At 51.3% G+C, this 15,559-nt stretch carries 11 protein-coding genes and 2 pseudogenes; 10 read left to right on the top strand and 3 right to left on the bottom strand.

The window, feature by feature from the left end; translation table 11 throughout:
* From HY879_14540 to HY879_14515, 6 genes and pseudogenes are all read left to right on the top strand, one after another.
* A partial coding sequence (locus HY879_14540) for a hypothetical protein (GenBank protein MBI5604560.1) occupies positions 1-598 on the top strand: 598 nt, incomplete at its 5' end.
* A gap of 13 nt (positions 599-611) precedes the next feature.
* A complete protein-coding gene (locus HY879_14535) occupies positions 612-1,388 on the top strand; it encodes an enoyl-CoA hydratase/isomerase family protein (protein MBI5604559.1) in 777 nt (258 codons plus the stop codon).
* Between the two features lie 114 nt (positions 1,389-1,502).
* Positions 1,503-1,829 carry an SCP2 sterol-binding domain-containing protein gene (locus HY879_14530; protein ID MBI5604558.1) on the top strand — a complete coding sequence of 109 codons (327 nt, stop codon included), beginning with the start codon at positions 1,503-1,505 and terminating at the stop codon, positions 1,827-1,829.
* 246 nt (positions 1,830-2,075) lie between these two features.
* Positions 2,076-2,162, top strand: a pseudogene (locus HY879_14525) (hypothetical protein).
* Between the two features lie 128 nt (positions 2,163-2,290).
* Positions 2,291-4,711, top strand: a pseudogene (locus HY879_14520) (enoyl-CoA hydratase/isomerase family protein).
* 12 nt (positions 4,712-4,723) lie between these two features.
* Positions 4,724-5,902: an acetyl-CoA C-acyltransferase gene (locus HY879_14515; GenBank protein MBI5604557.1), complete on the top strand. Its 1,179-nt coding sequence runs from the start codon at positions 4,724-4,726 to the stop codon at positions 5,900-5,902.
* Between the two features lie 315 nt (positions 5,903-6,217).
* Here the strand turns inward: HY879_14515 and HY879_14510 are convergent, their stop codons facing one another.
* The 3 genes from HY879_14510 to HY879_14500 all read right to left on the bottom strand — a co-directional run bounded on the left by HY879_14510 (position 6,218) and on the right by HY879_14500 (position 11,438).
* Entirely contained in the window at positions 6,218-7,546 is a 1,329-nt protein-coding gene (locus HY879_14510) for a hypothetical protein (protein ID MBI5604556.1), read from the bottom strand.
* A 568-nt stretch (positions 7,547-8,114) separates the two neighbouring features.
* Positions 8,115-9,536: a sigma-54-dependent Fis family transcriptional regulator gene (locus tag HY879_14505; protein MBI5604555.1), complete on the bottom strand. Its 1,422-nt coding sequence runs from the start codon at positions 9,534-9,536 to the stop codon at positions 8,115-8,117.
* Between the two features lie 3 nt (positions 9,537-9,539).
* Positions 9,540-11,438: a response regulator gene (locus tag HY879_14500; GenBank protein ID MBI5604554.1), complete on the bottom strand. Its 1,899-nt coding sequence runs from the start codon at positions 11,436-11,438 to the stop codon at positions 9,540-9,542.
* 399 nt (positions 11,439-11,837) lie between these two features.
* On the opposite strand from HY879_14500, the gene HY879_14495 reads away from it, so the two are divergent.
* The 4 genes from HY879_14495 to HY879_14480 all read left to right on the top strand — a co-directional run.
* The gene (locus HY879_14495; GenBank protein ID MBI5604553.1) at positions 11,838-12,749 is read left to right on the top strand and encodes an alpha/beta hydrolase; all 912 of its coding nucleotides are present in this window, start codon (positions 11,838-11,840) and stop codon (positions 12,747-12,749) included.
* Positions 12,750-12,863: 114 nt separating this feature from the next.
* Entirely contained in the window at positions 12,864-13,844 is a 981-nt protein-coding gene (locus HY879_14490) for a tripartite tricarboxylate transporter substrate binding protein (GenBank protein MBI5604552.1), read from the top strand.
* 21 nt (positions 13,845-13,865) lie between these two features.
* Positions 13,866-14,330 carry a tripartite tricarboxylate transporter TctB family protein gene (locus tag HY879_14485; protein ID MBI5604551.1) on the top strand — a complete coding sequence of 155 codons (465 nt, stop codon included), beginning with the start codon at positions 13,866-13,868 and terminating at the stop codon, positions 14,328-14,330.
* Between the two features lie 7 nt (positions 14,331-14,337).
* The coding region (locus HY879_14480; GenBank protein ID MBI5604550.1) for a tripartite tricarboxylate transporter permease at positions 14,338-15,559 on the top strand (1,222 nt) is incomplete at its 3' end.

Raw genomic sequence — 15,559 nt, 5'->3', positions numbered from 1 at the left:
TTTGATCAAAACCGGCCAACCCGGGCTGATGATAGGGGAATCCCTGGAGACCCTGGGTTTTAAGGATCTGGTCATGGCCGATGTGACCCTCAATCACTGTCTGGTTCCAGAAGACCAGGTTATCGGCCCTTTTACCCATCCCGCCCCTTGGGCTGAACTGCAGGTCCGATCCAACTTAATCATAACCGTAGCTTCCCTGGGCGTCATGATGCGGGCCCTTCAGGGGGCAAAAAGATATTCCGCAGAAAGCCCGGAGGGCCGGAAGCCGGCCCAGGCTTATCAGGAAATCCGTTTCAAGCTGGCCGAGATGTTTACCCTTTATCAAACTGCCCAATGGATGCTCTACCGGGCGGCTTGGATGCTCGAAACCCTGGCACCGGAGGCTGAAACCGTGGCCGCAGCCACGAAGATCTTTGTTACCGAGGCCGCCGAAGAGGTGGCCAGAGCGGCCATGCAGATTATGGCCGGGGAAGGCTACCTATCCCATAATAAAATAGAAGAGTGTTTTAGAGATGCCCGGTTCGGACCGGTAGCCGGAGACACCTCGGAAGTTCTCCGGATGCGCATCGCCGAGGATTGTTTGCAAAAATATCGATAGAAGGAGACATAGGATGACTGAGGATCTACTCTACGAAGTGAACAATCAGGTAGCCTTTATGACCATCAACCGGGAATCCCGGCGTAATGCCATCAGCCAGGAAATGATCACAGCCTTTCATGAATTCCTTGACCAGGCTGATCAGGATGAAGGGATTCGAGCGGTCTGCATTACCGGAGCCGGGGACAAGGCCTTTTGTTCCGGAGCCGATCTGGTGGTTTCCCTGAAGCGGCAAGGAGAAGACCCTTTGACCGGGGCCAGAAATTATGCCTCCCTTCTTAAAAAAATGGTCCGTTTCGGCAAGCCCCTCTTGGCTAAAGTCAACGGGGCCTGCCTGGCCGGCGGTTTTGGGTTGATGCTTTCCTGCGATATTGTTATTGCCCGAAAGGACGTTTATTTCTGGACGCCGGAGGTCAATGTTGGTATATTCCCCATGATGGTCGGGGCACTCCTGATGCGTCAGGTAGGTTCCAAAAAGGCCATGGAGATGGTCCTGACCGGCCGCAAAGTTAATGCCCTGGAAGCCGAACAGATCGGCCTGATCAGCCGGGCAGTGGAGCCTGAAAAGCTTTCCGAAGAAGTAGACGTCATCTTGAAAGCCCTGGTCTCAAAGAGTCCCATTGGGTTGCGGATCGGCAAAGAGGCTTTCACCACCATGATGGATATGCCTTTTGAAAAATCGGTGGATTATCTGTGCGAAGCCCTGGGACGCGTCATTACTACGGAAGATGCCAGGGAAGGGATGACGGCCTTTGTTGAAAAAAGGGAGCCGAAGTTTAAAGGGAAATGAAGCTGGATGCACGACACAAAGAACCATCCGGATCTATTGGTTCTTGTTGCAACTTGCGTCTTGTATCTCAATCAGGGAAATATCCCCAAAACCAACCAAAAGGAGGAAGAAAAAATGGCTTTTACCAACGTGAAAGAGGTGTTTGATGGAATGCCCGGTGTTTTTAACGCCAGTGCCGCTGCAGGTCTGAATGTGGTCTTTCAGTATGATATCACCGGCGAGGGCGGAGGCAAATGGTATGTGGAAGTTAAAGAGGGGACCTGTAATGTAGCCGAGGGAACCCATGCTTCCCCGACCGTCACCTTGACCATGGCCGCAGAAACCTGGCTGGCTATGGTTAATAAAGAGCTGAACGGCATGCAGGCCTTCATGAGCGGCAAGCTGAAAGCCAGTGGGGACATTATGCTGGCCCAGCGGATCACCCAGATTTTTCCTTTATAAATCCATCCTTCACTTGGCCTTTCTTTCCAGGACAAAATGGAGGAGGGGTTAGCTTATGATCGGCTTGGTGGGGCGGGTTTTAACCCGCCCCTACGTCGCCCTCTTTCCCCCCCAGAGGGGAGGGCGAAGGAGGCGACGCGAAATTTTAAATATAGGATGTCACCAATAATGCCTCATTTACAAAACATATTGTAGGGGCGGGCTTTATGCCGCCCGATAATCGGGAGGGGATAAACCCCTCCCCTACAACTCTATGGGGACAACCGTATCCTGTCCATCGGCGGCGGCACCCAAGAGATTATGAAAGAGATCATCAGTAAGATGATATTATAGAAGGCATAAGGCCCAAGGTTCAAGGCACAAGGGTAAAGGCAATTGGAATTCACGAGCTTTTGCCCTGCGCCTTGCGCCCTGAGCCTTGAGCCATTAAACATAAAAACAAAAAACGAAGGAGGTTATTCATGGGTTATCAAATTAAACGCGCCATGGTCGTCGGCTCAGGGGTCATGGGCGGGGGGATTGCCGGCCATTTGGCTAATGCCGGCCTTTCAGTCTATTTAGTGGACATTGTCCCCCGCCAACTCACCCCGGCTGAAGAGGCTAAAGGCCTGACCTTAAAGAGTCCCGGGGTCCGAAACAGAATCGTCAACCAAGGAATGGACTTTTTAAAAAAATCAAAACCCTCCGGGTTATTCAGCCCTACCCGTCTGGAACTGATCACCGTCGGGAATATGGAGGATAACTGGGACTGGATCAAGGAAGTCGACTGGATTATCGAGGTCGTTGTAGAGAACCTGGCCATTAAGCACCAGGTCATGGCCCGGATAGAAGAAAGCCGGCGACCGGGAAGTATCGTTTCCACCAACACCTCGGGTCTGCCTATCGGGCAAATTGCCGAAGGCCGCTCAGATGAATTAAAAGCCCACTTCCTGGGAACCCATTTCTTCAACCCGGCCCGTTATCTGAAACTGCTGGAAATCATCCCGACTCCCCAGACCGATCCTGAACTGACCCAGTTCATGATGAAATTCGGGGAGCGCCGCCTGGGTAAAACCGTGGTCCTGTGCAAGGATACACCGAATTTTATTGCCAACCGGGTGGCCGCCGTAACCGGGACCACGGGGATGAATTACATCCTTCAAAACGATTACACCGTGGAAGAAGTGGACGCCATAACCGGCCCCCTCATCGGACATCCCAAGACCGCTTCTTTTAGACTTCAGGACCTGGTCGGTCTGGATGTGAGCAGCCATGTGGCCAACAATCTCTATCCGGCCATCCCTGATGACCACTTCCGGGAGGCAATCGTGGGTCCGTCCCAGGAACTGACCTCAAAAATGGTCGAAAAAGGCTGGTAGGGCAATAAGGCCAAGCAGGGTATTTATAAAAAGATAAAAACGCCCGAAGGGAAAAAAGGGTATCTCATTCTGGATCTCAAGACCATGGAATACCGGGAAGAGCAAAAGCCTTCTCTGCCCTTGCTTAAACAGGCCAAGGCCATTGAATCCCTGCCGGAACGTTTTCGTTTCATCGTCAAACAGGACGATAAAATGGGCAAACTGGTCTGGAACGGCACGGCCCTGTCCCTGTCCTATTGTGCCTATCTTCTCCCGGAGATCAGTGACAATCTGTACAGCATCGATGATGCGGTCAAGACCGGCTTTTTCCACGAAATGGGTCCCTTTGAAATCTGGGACGCCCTGGGGGTAAAGGAAACGGCTGCCCGCATGGAAGCCGATGGATATAAGGTGGCTGAGTGGGTTAAGGAGATGCTCCAGGCCGGTGGGGACACCTTCTATAAAAAAGAAGGGATTAAAAATTTTTACTGGGATCAAAACAGCAAGGGTTACCAGGCCATGCCGGTGGACCCCAATTTGCTCATCTTAGCCGACCGAAAGGAACAAGCCGGCGTTATCAAGAAAAATTTGAGCGCTTCGCTGATTGATATCGGAGACGGGGTACTTTGCCTGGAATTCCATTCCAAGATGAATGCTTTGGACACGGATATCTTTGCCATCGGCCAGGCCGCCCTGGAAGAATTGGAAAAGGATTATGTGGGCCTGGTCATCGGGAACGAATCCCCGAACTTCTGCGTCGGCGCCAATGTCTTTAATGTCGTCATGGCTGCCGAGGCCAAGCAATGGGACCAGATCGAACAGGGCATCAAGGGTATGCAAGACCAGATGCTGGCGTTTCAATACTGCACCAAGCCGGTGGTGGCCGCACCCATCGGCATGGCCCTGGGTGGGGGAGCGGAAATCTGTATGGCCGCCGACCGGGTCTGCGCCGCTGCGGAAACTTACATGGGCCTGGTTGAAGTGGGTGTGGGCCTGATCCCGGGCGGCGGAGGCTGCCGGGAAATGGTCAAGCGGTGGATCAGCCCGTCCATGAGAAGGTCGGCCGATATCGATCCGTTGCCGTTGCTCATGAAGGCCTTTGAGAATGTGGCCATGGCCAAAGTCAGCACCAGTGCTCTGGAGGCCAGGGAAATGGGTTTCTTAAGCGATTGCGACCACATTGTGATGAATGGCGGACACAGGCTGGCCGAGGCCAAACGAATGGTCCTGGAAATGGTCGCCGCCGGATATGCCCCGCCGCCACGGATCAAATCCGTCTATGCCGTGGGACAGCGCGGAGTATCCGCCTTGACGATAGGCGTCAAGTCCATGCGCTGGGGGGACTTCATTTCCGATTATGATTTTTTTATCGCCAAAAAAATCGCCTATATCCTTTCCGGCGGGTCCTTAAGTTCTCCCCAATGGGTGGATGAGCAGGTCATCCTGGATCTGGAGCGGGAGGCCTTCCTTTCCCTGTTAGGCCAGGAAAAGACCATCGAACGTATCAAACACTTGCTCATGACCGGCAAGCCTTTACGAAATTAAGGAGGAATTATGATGAAAGAAGTTTGGATCGTTGCCGCTGCCCGAACAGCCATAGGTCGGGCCAAACGGGGGACCCTGGTGAATGTCCGTCCCGATGATATGGCGGCTGTGGTTTTAAATGAAGTGATCGTCCGCGCCCCCGGGGTGGAAAAGGGGGACGTGGAGGATGTGGTTTTGGGCAATTCTTTTCCGGAGCATACCCAGGGCATGAATTTTGCGCGGGTTGCGGCCATGAGGGCCGGATTCCCTTATACCGTTCCCGGCCAGACCATAAACCGGTTTTGTTCTTCCGGGCTCCAGGCCATCTCCATCGGTTCTCAGCAGATCTTGACCGGCATGTGTGATGTGGTGATTGCCGGCGGGGCCGAATCCATGAGCCAGGTACCTATGACCGGTTTTAATTTCGCCCCCAATCCGACTCTGGTCGAGGAATTCCCGGAGATGTACATCGGCATGGGCCTGACCGCTGAAAATGTGGCCGAGAAATACAAGGTCAGCCGTGAAGACCAGGATGCCTTCGGTTATAAAAGCAACCAAAAGGCCCTGGCGGCCAACGCCTCCGGGCGGTTTAAGGAAGAAATCGTCCCCTTGACCGTCAAGACCGTCCGTATCACTGAGGCCGGTAAGCAGGAAGAAAAGGTCAAAATCTATCAAGTGGACGAAGGACCGAGGGACACCAGCCTGACCCAGATGGCCGCCCTCAAACCGGCCTTTAAAAAGAACGGGTCGGTGACGGCCGGCAATTCCTCGCAGATGAGTGACGGGGCGGCCGCTGTCCTGTTGATGGATTCCGAAAAAGCCAAGGCCAAAGGTCTCAAACCCCTGGCCCGCTTTGTCGGCTTTGCCGTGGCCGGAGTGCCCTCGGAACTCATGGGCATCGGCCCCATGTACGCCATTCCCCGGGCCATGAAAGTGACCGGGAAAAAGCTTTCTGAGATCGATCTCTTCGAAATCAATGAGGCCTTTGCCTCCCAGGCCCTGGCCAGCGTTCGGGAATTGGGGATCGATGAGAGCAAAGTCAATGTCAACGGCGGGGCCATTGCATTAGGACATCCCCTGGGCTGCAGTGGGGCCAAATTAACCGTTCAATTGGTCTATGAGATGAAGAAACGAGGTTCGAAATACGGTGTAGTTTCCATGTGCATCGGAGGCGGCATGGGAGCGGCCGGGATATTCGAGAATCTGCAATAAGATAAGGTTCAAGGTGTAAGGCCCAAGGTCCAAGGTCGAAAAGCAAACAAAAACCTTGTACCCTGGGCCTTCAAGTCACCTCGATCCACGAAGCGTGAAAAACCGAATGTCGAATATCGAATATCGAATACTGAATGTCGAAGGATGGGGGAAAAGATCCATAATTAAAAATTCAAAATTTGCATTTTCATGTTAGGCTCACATTCCCCACATCCGCTGGGCCGCCACGAACGATGAAAATGTTCGAAGGGGAGTTAAAAACAATCACTTCATGATTCGAAATTCGAAATTCGAAATTCGATATTTTTTTTCGATTTAGAATTCTTTAAAATCTTCCTCCCCCAGAGGGATGACCTGTTCCGGTTTTATTTCCCTCATATTCTGGTGTCGGAGTCCCTGTCTATTATCCTGCCTAACCGGTTTTGAAAGAGTTTTGCGGAAATCGGCTTTGGCAAAATTTTCTAAAGCCTTCCGGGCAGGCCTCGGTTCTTGCTGAAGAAGCAAAGGACCTCTCCCATTTCCATTCATTTCTCCTGTAATCAGCGTAACCAAATCAGCTACAAAATGTTTCATCTCTTCAGCCTGTCCGTTCATCTCCTCCGAGGCCGAGGCCGTTTCTTCGGCACTGGCGGCGGTTTGTTGGACCACCTTGTCCATCTGGGCTACGGCTTTATTGATCTGTTCAATCCCCTGGGCCTGCTCGTTTGAGGCGGCCGCGATCTCTCCCACCAATTCTCCTGCCTTCTTCGACCCTGTGGCCACCTTTCCAAAGGCCTCATTCGTCCGGGCCACTATCTCTGAACCTATCTTTACCTTCTTGACCGTCCCTTCAATCAAATCGGAGGTATTTTTGGCTGCCTCGGCGGCCCGCATGGCCAGGTTCCTGACCTCATCGGCCACTACCGCAAACCCGGCTCCGGCCTCCCCGGCCCTGGCTGCTTCCACCGCGGCGTTCAAGGCCAGGAGGTTGGTCTGGAAGGCGATCTCATCGATGGTCTTAATAATCTTACCGGTTTCTTCACTGGCAGCGGAAATATCAGTCATAGACCGGTTGAGCTCCTTCATGGCCTGATTGGCCTCATCCACCACCCGGCCGGTATCACGCATCAAGGTATTGGCCTGATCGGCATTTTCCGCATTTTGTTTGGTCATGGAGGCCATCTCTTCCATGGAAGAGGAGGTCTCTTCCAAACCGGCGGCCTGCTCCGAAGCCCCTTCGGCCAGGGACTGGCTGGCTGTAGAGACCTGTTCGGTGGCCGAACCTACCTGATCGGCCCCTTCACTAAGACCGTCGACCACCCGTTGTATCGGCCGGGTAATAGAGCGGCTCAAAAAAACCCCCAGAATCAGGGCCAGGAACGTCCCGATACCCATTCCCAATAGGGAGATGAATTTTATCCGGCCCGCCTGGTTATTGGCAGTTTTAGCGGTATCCGTTATATGTTGATCAACTTTGGGCCCAATTTCGCTCAAAATATTTTGGACCTTTTTCAGGGTTTCCAGGGTTTCATTTTGATAATAGGCTATGGCGTCTTTTCGAAATTCTTTTCCTTTTTTTAATATGTTTTCCAACTCCTGGGCGGATTGATGCAATTTCCGATGGGGATCTTCGATCTGGGCCAACGGTCCTTTTATCTCCGGCATATCGGCCTCGGCTGCCTTCCGACCATCCCCGTAATACCATTTTCCGAACCCGCATTTATGTTCGTCTTTTTCCACATCGATCGCCGTCGCATCTTCATTGCGTTGAAATTGCCCCACCTTCCTGGCCCAATTCAGATGATCCACTTCCCGCTGTAAGATTTCCTTGCCTACGCTTTGGGAATAATTTAACTTCCGGGAAGCCTCCACCGAGTTGGAAACCCCGTTCCAACCCAGAAATCCGACCAGCAAGGTTATGAGAGCCACCAGACCAAAACCTCCGACCAATTTAACGCTCAATTTCATTTTTTTCATAAGAAACTTCCCTTTCATAAAATTAGAATAATTAATTCAATACTATCCATATTCGAAAAGCATGCCAACCGCTTTAAAAATATAATTACTTGAATTATTTCAATTTGTTATGAAGTATCCAGCAGAATGAAACCGGAATAAAAAGATAAAACCTTTAATGGGAGGAAAATTTTTGATTTATGGGGAATACATTTGTTTTGATAATAGGATCAAATGTATCGGAACACGTTACAAACAAAGATCGTGAGCCTTCTGCTCAGTGCCAGCCCATTCTATCAATATGATGTCTCTTCAAGTAGATATAGAGGCGATTGCGGCTAAGACCGGAAATCCGGCAGGCTTCTTTAATACTTCCTTTGGTGGATTCCATCAAATGCTGAAAGTATGTTTTTTCCATATCTGCCAGGGTAGTTTCCCGGACCTCTTGGAATTTGCGCAACACTTTATCCGGTTGGGCCTTTTCCGAAGATATTTCTTTCGTTAAAGGTTTTTTATGTCTTTCCAGGGGCATACTGGTTGTTTCAATCCGGATGTGATTGGGCAGGTGCAGGGGGAAAAGGATGGGTTCATGGCGGGCTTTAATAATGGCCTCTTCCAGGCTGTTTATCAATTGACGGACATTCCCCGGCCAGGCATAATCCCGAAGCGTCTGGAGGAACTCCGGGGACAGCCCTTTCGTTTCTATCCCTATTTTTTCACAGTTTTTGGCCAGAAAATGCATAACCAGTTCCATGATGTCATCAAGGCGTTGTCTAAGGGGCGGGATGGTGATAGTTATGGCATTCAGTCGATAAAGAAGATCTTTTCGGAACCGCCCTTTTTTGACCATCTCATCAAGATCACGATTGGTTGCGGTGACTAATCGAAAATCGCTCCCGATCTCCTGTTTACCGCCCACTGGACGGAATCGGTGCTCCTGAAGAACCCGGAGGAAGGTCTTTTGAATGGTTGAAGGAAGCTCCCCCACTTCATCTAAAAAAAGGGTCCCACCATCGGCTTGCTGGATCAGCCCCTCTTTGGACCGGTCTGCACCGGTAAAGGCCCCCTTCTCATGCCCGAACAGCACGCTTTCGATAAGGGTTTCCGGCAGGGCACCACAATCTACCACAACGAAATTTTTATTGGAACGGGGGCTGTTGACATGGATGGCCTTGGCAAAAAGTTCCTTACCCGTCCCGGTTTCACCGCTGATCAATACATTGACATTACTGCCCGCCGCCTGGGCTACAAGATCCAGACAAGCTTCTATTTGAGAATTTTCGCCGACAATGCCCTCTCGTTTCAAGGCCACCATCTGCTTATTTATCACCTTTTCCTCCCGGTATTGCAGGGCCCGGAGAAGGGGCAGAATCATGGCTTTAATAGAAGAAGGCTTTTCCACATAATCCCAGGCCCCCTTTCTGATCGCCAATTCCGCCCCGTCAGGATCCCCCTGGGAGGTAATGATGATGACCTCGGGTTTCGATGGGATTCCCCTGAGCTTTGGTAATAGATCCAACCCATTCCCATCAGACAGCAGGACATCGAGAAAGACCACGTCAAAGGTCCCGAAAGAGGCTGCTTGCCAGCCGTCTTTCAAGGTGTTGACGCAGACCGCCTCATGTCCTGTCTTCTTAACCGCCGCTGACAGAATAACACACATCCCCTGGTCATCATCGATAATCAAAACTTTTGCCATAGCCTATAGCTCCCTTCCCGGTTTCTGATCCAGAACCTGGCGGACTTTTTCAGCCAGGGAATGAATCACCAGGGGTTTCATAATGAATTTTCTTATGCCCATGGCATCTTTTTGTGCAGCCGTCATGATGTCACCCAGTCCGGTGATCAGGATTATCGGAATATCAGGCCTGATCCGGATGATCTTTTGGGCCAGTTCGGTACCGGTCATCTTGGGCAGAATATAGTCGGTAATAACCAGGTCGATTTTTCCCGATTCTCTCATAAAGATCTCCAGGGCTTCATAGCTACTGGTGGTAATCATAACTTTATAGCCGAGGTGTTCTAACATTTTTTGGCCTATACGGGTAATGGCTTCTTCATCGTCAACGAAAAGGATACGCTCGTTTCCTCGTGGAAGGACCATGGCCTTCACCGCTGTTTCACCCCCTTTTTCCCGTTCGATCCTGGGAATATAAACCTGGAAGGTGGTCCCCTTCCCAGGCTCACTTTGCACCTTGATCGCCCCTCTATAACCTCTGACAATGCCATGCACTACCGCCAGACCCAGGCCGGTTCCTTCTCCTATCCCTTTGGTGGTGAAATAAGGATCGAATATGCGTTTCAGATCGGCCGGATAAATTCCATATCCCGTGTCCATGACAGTCATTTCAATATAGGGGCCGGCCTTGAGATCCAAGACCGATTCTTCTTCGGCACTGATATCAACCTTGCTCAGGGTGAAACGCAAAAGGCCTCCTTTTTCCTGCATGGCATGGGCGGCATTGCTGCAAAGATTCATGACGATCTGATGAATCTGGGTCGGATCCACCAAAGCCGTTCCCGAGCGGGAGTCTATTGCCTGTTGAATCTCAATAGTCGCCGGTAGGGATGACCGGAGCATTTTTAGCGCCTCTTTGCAAAGTATACTAAGCTGCAAAGGCTTCCGTTCCAGTTCCTTCTGCCGGCTGAAGGTCAGGATCTGCCGGACCAGATCGGTGGCCCGCTCTGTTGCCCTGAGCGCCTCCAGTAAGTAACTGTGAACAGCCGTATCCTTGGAAACCTCCAAAAGGGACAACTCGATACCTCCCAAAATAACGGCCAGGATATTGTTAAAATCATGGGCGATCCCACCCGCCAGGGTCCCAATGGCCTCCATCTTTTGGGCTTGATGCAGCAGGGATTCGAGTTTTTTGCGCTCCGTAATGTCTCTAAGAAAAGCCAGAACGACTATTTTCCCCCGATAGGTGGTTTTGGTTGCCGACACCTCAATAAAAACCTCCCCGCCATCCTTTCGAATCCCCTTGAATTCATATCGGGAAGGGACGTCCTCGCCCCTTTGCCTTTGAAGGTTGAAATCCATTACCCGATGGCGGTCATCCGGATCAACCACCAGGGATATCCGCTGTCCCACAATCTCCTCCGACCGGTCATAGCCGAAGATTTCGATACATTTTTGATTGACAAAAATAAACCGATCGCCTTCGATCAGGATGATCCCGTCGTTGGAATTTTCGATGGCCACCCGGTACCGTTCCTCGGATTCCTTCAATTCTTCTTCCCTCTGGGTGCGCTCTTCGATTTCTTTCTTTAAAAGTTCGTTGGCCGTACTGAGTTCGCCGGTGCGTTTCTCCACCCACTGTTCCAGATCGATATTCAGATTGCGAACCGTCTCTTCCACCCGCTGCCGTTCTAAGATTTCCTGTTGTAACCGTTCGTTTTTAATCTCAAACTCCTTAAATATCTTGCGGAGAGTCAGAATGAGATCAAGGTCTTCCCTCTCCGCTCTATTTAAGGCTTCCTCTCCGCTGGTGGCTACAACAACCTCATAACCCTCCTCTTTAAGCACGGCCTTGATCCTATCAATCGAAGACAAGGTATCATCTACGATCAGGATTTTACTTTTATTCTTTTCTTCAGCCATTTCCTTTTTCTTCCCCTTAATTACATTAATTACTTTGATGATTCATTCATTATCATGGCCTCTGGTTATTCTTATATCACAAAAACCTTGGCCGAGACCACTGTCATTTTTCCGGTCTTTTCCGTCCTATCGAACTATAAAGGTGATAGCCTCGATGGTCTCGCAATAACTCGTCATTCCCGATTCCGTCCCGTAGGGTACTACACCCCGGAGGGCGCAGGCGGGAATCCAGGCTATATGTAACTAATTAATCCCGCCAAAGCCGGGACCCGTTTCCACGGGCATGACGCAAAGCGGCGTTTCATAGCTTTTTACGAACCCAACAGCCATGGATTTAAGGGTTTTTTCTTGACATCCCTTATCGGGGGGGATAATTTTCCCTTTAGGTAAGGAGGGATTATGGACTTTGAAGAAACGGTAAAACACGGGTTTGTTGAAAATAATGGCGTTAAAATCCATTATGCCGCCATAGGCTCAGGCCCCCTGCTGGTCATGATCCATGGATTTCCCGATTACTGGTATACCTGGCGTCATCAGATGGAGGCCCTGGCCAAAGATTACCAATGCGTGGCCATTGATACCCGGGGTTATAATCAAAGTGACAAGCCCAAGGGCCCGGAAAACTATGCCATGTCTTTGCTGGTCGGCGATGTAGCTGCCGTGATCAAGTACTTCGGCCAGGAGAAGGCTATTATTGTCGGTCACGACTGGGGCGGGGCCATTTCCTGGGCCCTGGCCATAACCAGGCCCGAATGGGTGGAACGGCTAATCATTTTGAATGTGGCCCATCCCTCGGCCCTGGCCAGGGAGATCCTCAACAATCCGGTCCAAATGCAGAGCAGTCAATATGCCTGGGATTTTCGGGAAGCGGAGGCCCATCGGAAACTGATTAAAATCTTTCAGGACAATAACCTTTTGATGGAATACCAAACCGAGGGGGACTCCCTTTCCGGGATGAGCGACGCCGAACTCCTTTCTCTTTGGGTCAAAGACCCGGAAGCCAGAGGAAAATACATCGAGGCCTTTGAGCGGTCGGACATTGAAGCCCTGCTCAATTACTACAAAAAAAACTACCCGAAAAAGGAATTCCTTCTCACTAAAGGACCCCTTAAACTCCCCAGGATCAAGGTGCCGGTCCTGATCATCTTCGGCCTTAAGGACCGGGCCATTTTGCCTGCGACCCTGAACAATACCTGGGAATTTATGGAAAAGGACATGACCCTGGTCACGATTCCCGACTCGGGTCACTTCGTCCAGCAGGATGCGGCCGATCTGGTGACCCGAACGATAAGCATGTGGCTGGGCCGTTGAATCCCAAACCGAACCTTCAACTCTGTTTTTTCTGTTTTTTATATTGACCGTTGTTTCCTTCTCATTATATATTCCTGAATCAAAGTATTTCTCAATACAGCCAGGAGGTTTATTATGAAAAGAAGAGGGGGTTTTGTTTTATTCACTGTCGCTTTTTTGATTCTTACGGCAGCTCAAACCCGGGCGGACACCTTTCCTTCCCGGCCGATCAATCTTTGGGTGGCTTGGGGAGCGGGATCGGGAACCGATATCAGTCAAAGAGCGATTGCCGATATCGCCTCCAAATCGCTGAAACAGCCCATTGTAATATCCAATGTCACCGGCGGGGGAGGCACCCTGGTTCTGGGCAGACTCAAGGCCGAGAAACCCGACGGTTATGCCCTGGCCAATACCAGCTCGGCGGCCTTAAGCCGCATCCCGCACCTCCAGCCTGTTCCTTACAATGCCCAGGAACCGCTGAAAGAATTCATCCCCATCATCAGCTATTCCTACTACCTTTACGGCCTGGCGGTCAAAAGCGATGCCCCCTGGAAAACTTTTGAAGAATTTATTGCCTACGCCAAAGCCAATCCAGGGAAGGTTCGCTACAGCACCTCCGGCGTCGGCACCGGGCAACACCTGGCCATGGAATACCTGGCCATGAAAGAAAATATTAAATGGACTCATGTGCCCTTTGCTACCAGTCCCCAAGCGGTTGCGGCGGTCATGGGCGGACACGTTGAGGCTACTTCGCAAACCCCGGAGTGGAAGGAACAGGTGGACTCCGGCAAAATGAGACTCCTGATTTGCTGGAATGACAAACGGATGCCTTTTTATCCCAATGTTCCCACGATCAAAGAGAAGGGCTATGATTTTTCCGTTCAGGCGGCCATTATCATTTATGCCCCGGCCAACACCCCCAAAGAGATCATTGCCACCCTCAGTAAGGCCTTTCACCAGGCTTCGGAAACCGAAGAGGTCAAGCAGATCCTCAAACGTCTCAGCTACCCTCATGACATCAAAGACAGTGAGGAGCTGATAAAAATGATCAAGAAAGACTACGAAGTCAACAAAAAGATATTAAAAGAACTGGGCATCGGCATTTATAAAAAGTAGGACCACCGGGCCGCCTTTCAAATGAAAAATCCGGATCAGACTTCGAGCCTTTTCTGGCTTGTGGTGGGAATAGGCATTGCCCTCGGTTCTCTACGGTATGGATTCGGCGACTTCCTTTCGCCGGGTGCCGGATTCATCACCTTTTTTGCCGGGGCTATCCTTTCCCTCTTATCCATTTGCCTTTTCATCGCTTCGGTCAGGCGCCGGGAACCCCGCAAGGGGCTCGGAAAGCTATGGGAAGGCCGGGAGGTCGGGAAGGTCTTCTATGTGATCCTTCTCCTCACCGTTTATACCCTGTCCCTGAAATTTTTAGGATTTTTGATCGCCACCTTTCTCCTTTTAGTTCTCCTTTTTCGGATCAAGGCGGCCTACCGCCTGTTAAAAATCGTCCTCATTGCCCTTCTGATCACGGCCGGCACCTACCTGGTATTTCAGGTCTGGCTTAAGGTACAGCTTCCGAAAGGGCTCCTACAGGGGATCATCTGAATCTTTTATGGATACCTTAAACCACATCCTCTTTGGCCTTGGGGTGGCCCTTCAACCGGTCAATCTCCTCTTCTGCTTCCTCGGGGTCCTGATCGGGACCCTGGTGGGAGTTCTTCCCGGACTCGGCCCGGTAGCAGCCATCTCTCTGCTCTTACCGGCCACTTTCCATGTGCCTCCCGTGGCCTCGATCATTATGCTCTCCGGCATCTATTACGGAGCCATGTATGGGGGCTCTACGACCTCGATTCTGGTCAATATTCCGGGTGAAGCCGCTTCGGTGGTCACTTGTTTCGACGGCTATCAGTTAGCTCGCAAGGGCCGGGCCGGGCCGGCCCTCGGCATCGCCGCCTTCGGCTCTTTCATCGCCGGGACTATCGGGGTTATCGGTCTGGCTTTTTTTGCTCCCCCCCTGGCCGCCGTGGCCTTACAATTCGGCCCGCCGGAATACTTTGCTCTTATGGTGCTCGGTCTTACGGTCCTGACCTTCCTGGCCGGAAGCTCCATGATTAAATCCCTGATGATGGCCTGCCTGGGCGTGGTAATCGGAAACATCGGACTCGATTTGATCACGGCCCAGCCCCGGTTTACCTTCGGGCTGGATATCCTTTTGGACGGCGTGGGACTGGTTCCGTTGGTCATGGGGCTTTTCGGTGTCTCGGAGGTTCTTCTGAATGTGGAAGAAAAGATTACGGAACGAAAAATTTTTAAGACCCGGATAAAGGGGCTATTCCCTTCGATTCAAGACTGGAAGGAATCGTTCTGGCCCATGATTCGAGGTTCGGTACTCGGTTTTTTCTTGGGGATCCTGCCCGGCGGCGGAGCGGTCATCTCTTCTTTTGTCAGCTACGGCGTAGAAAAAAAGATCTCCAAGCACCCGGAGGAATTCGGGAAAGGCGCCCTAGCCGGTTTGGCCGGTCCGGAGTCGGCCAATAATTCGGCTACGGCCGGGGCTTTTATTCCTCTCTTAACCCTCGGACTTCCATCCAATGCCGTCATGGCCATTTTACTGGGGGCCCTCATGATCTACGGCATGCCGCCCGGCCCTAAACTGATTACTTCCCATCCCCATTTATTTTGGGGGACCATATCGAGCATGTATATCGGCAATATCATGCTCCTCATCTTAAACCTCCCCCTCATCGGCTTGTGGGTCAGGATCCTGAAGATCCCTTACCCGGTACTGTTTCCCCTTATCCTCTTGTTCTGTTTAATCGGAGCCTTCAGCCTGA

The organism is Deltaproteobacteria bacterium (genome assembly GCA_016219225.1).
Lineage (GTDB): Bacteria > Desulfobacterota > RBG-13-43-22 > RBG-13-43-22 > RBG-13-43-22 > RBG-13-43-22.
Note: the sequence above shows the minus strand (reverse complement) of the source record. Positions and strands in the feature narration are given on the sequence as shown.

What these genes read in the sequence shown, in the direction of transcription:
- HY879_14500 (MBI5604554.1), bottom strand. Translation starts at nt 11,438, where the DNA reads ATGGCTGAAGAAAAGAATAAAAGTAAAATCCTGATCGTAGATGATACC.
- HY879_14505 (MBI5604555.1), bottom strand. Translation starts at nt 9,536, where the DNA reads ATGGCAAAAGTTTTGATTATCGATGATGACCAGGGGATGTGTGTTATT.
- HY879_14495 (MBI5604553.1), top strand. Translation starts at nt 11,838, where the DNA reads ATGGACTTTGAAGAAACGGTAAAACACGGGTTTGTTGAAAATAATGGC.
- HY879_14530 (MBI5604558.1), top strand. Translation starts at nt 1,503, where the DNA reads ATGGCTTTTACCAACGTGAAAGAGGTGTTTGATGGAATGCCCGGTGTT.
- HY879_14490 (MBI5604552.1), top strand. Translation starts at nt 12,864, where the DNA reads ATGAAAAGAAGAGGGGGTTTTGTTTTATTCACTGTCGCTTTTTTGATT.
- HY879_14515 (MBI5604557.1), top strand. Translation starts at nt 4,724, where the DNA reads ATGAAAGAAGTTTGGATCGTTGCCGCTGCCCGAACAGCCATAGGTCGG.
- HY879_14510 (MBI5604556.1), bottom strand. Translation starts at nt 7,546, where the DNA reads ATGCCGGAGATAAAAGGACCGTTGGCCCAGATCGAAGATCCCCATCGG.
- HY879_14485 (MBI5604551.1), top strand. Translation starts at nt 13,866, where the DNA reads ATGAAAAATCCGGATCAGACTTCGAGCCTTTTCTGGCTTGTGGTGGGA.
- HY879_14535 (MBI5604559.1), top strand. Translation starts at nt 612, where the DNA reads ATGACTGAGGATCTACTCTACGAAGTGAACAATCAGGTAGCCTTTATG.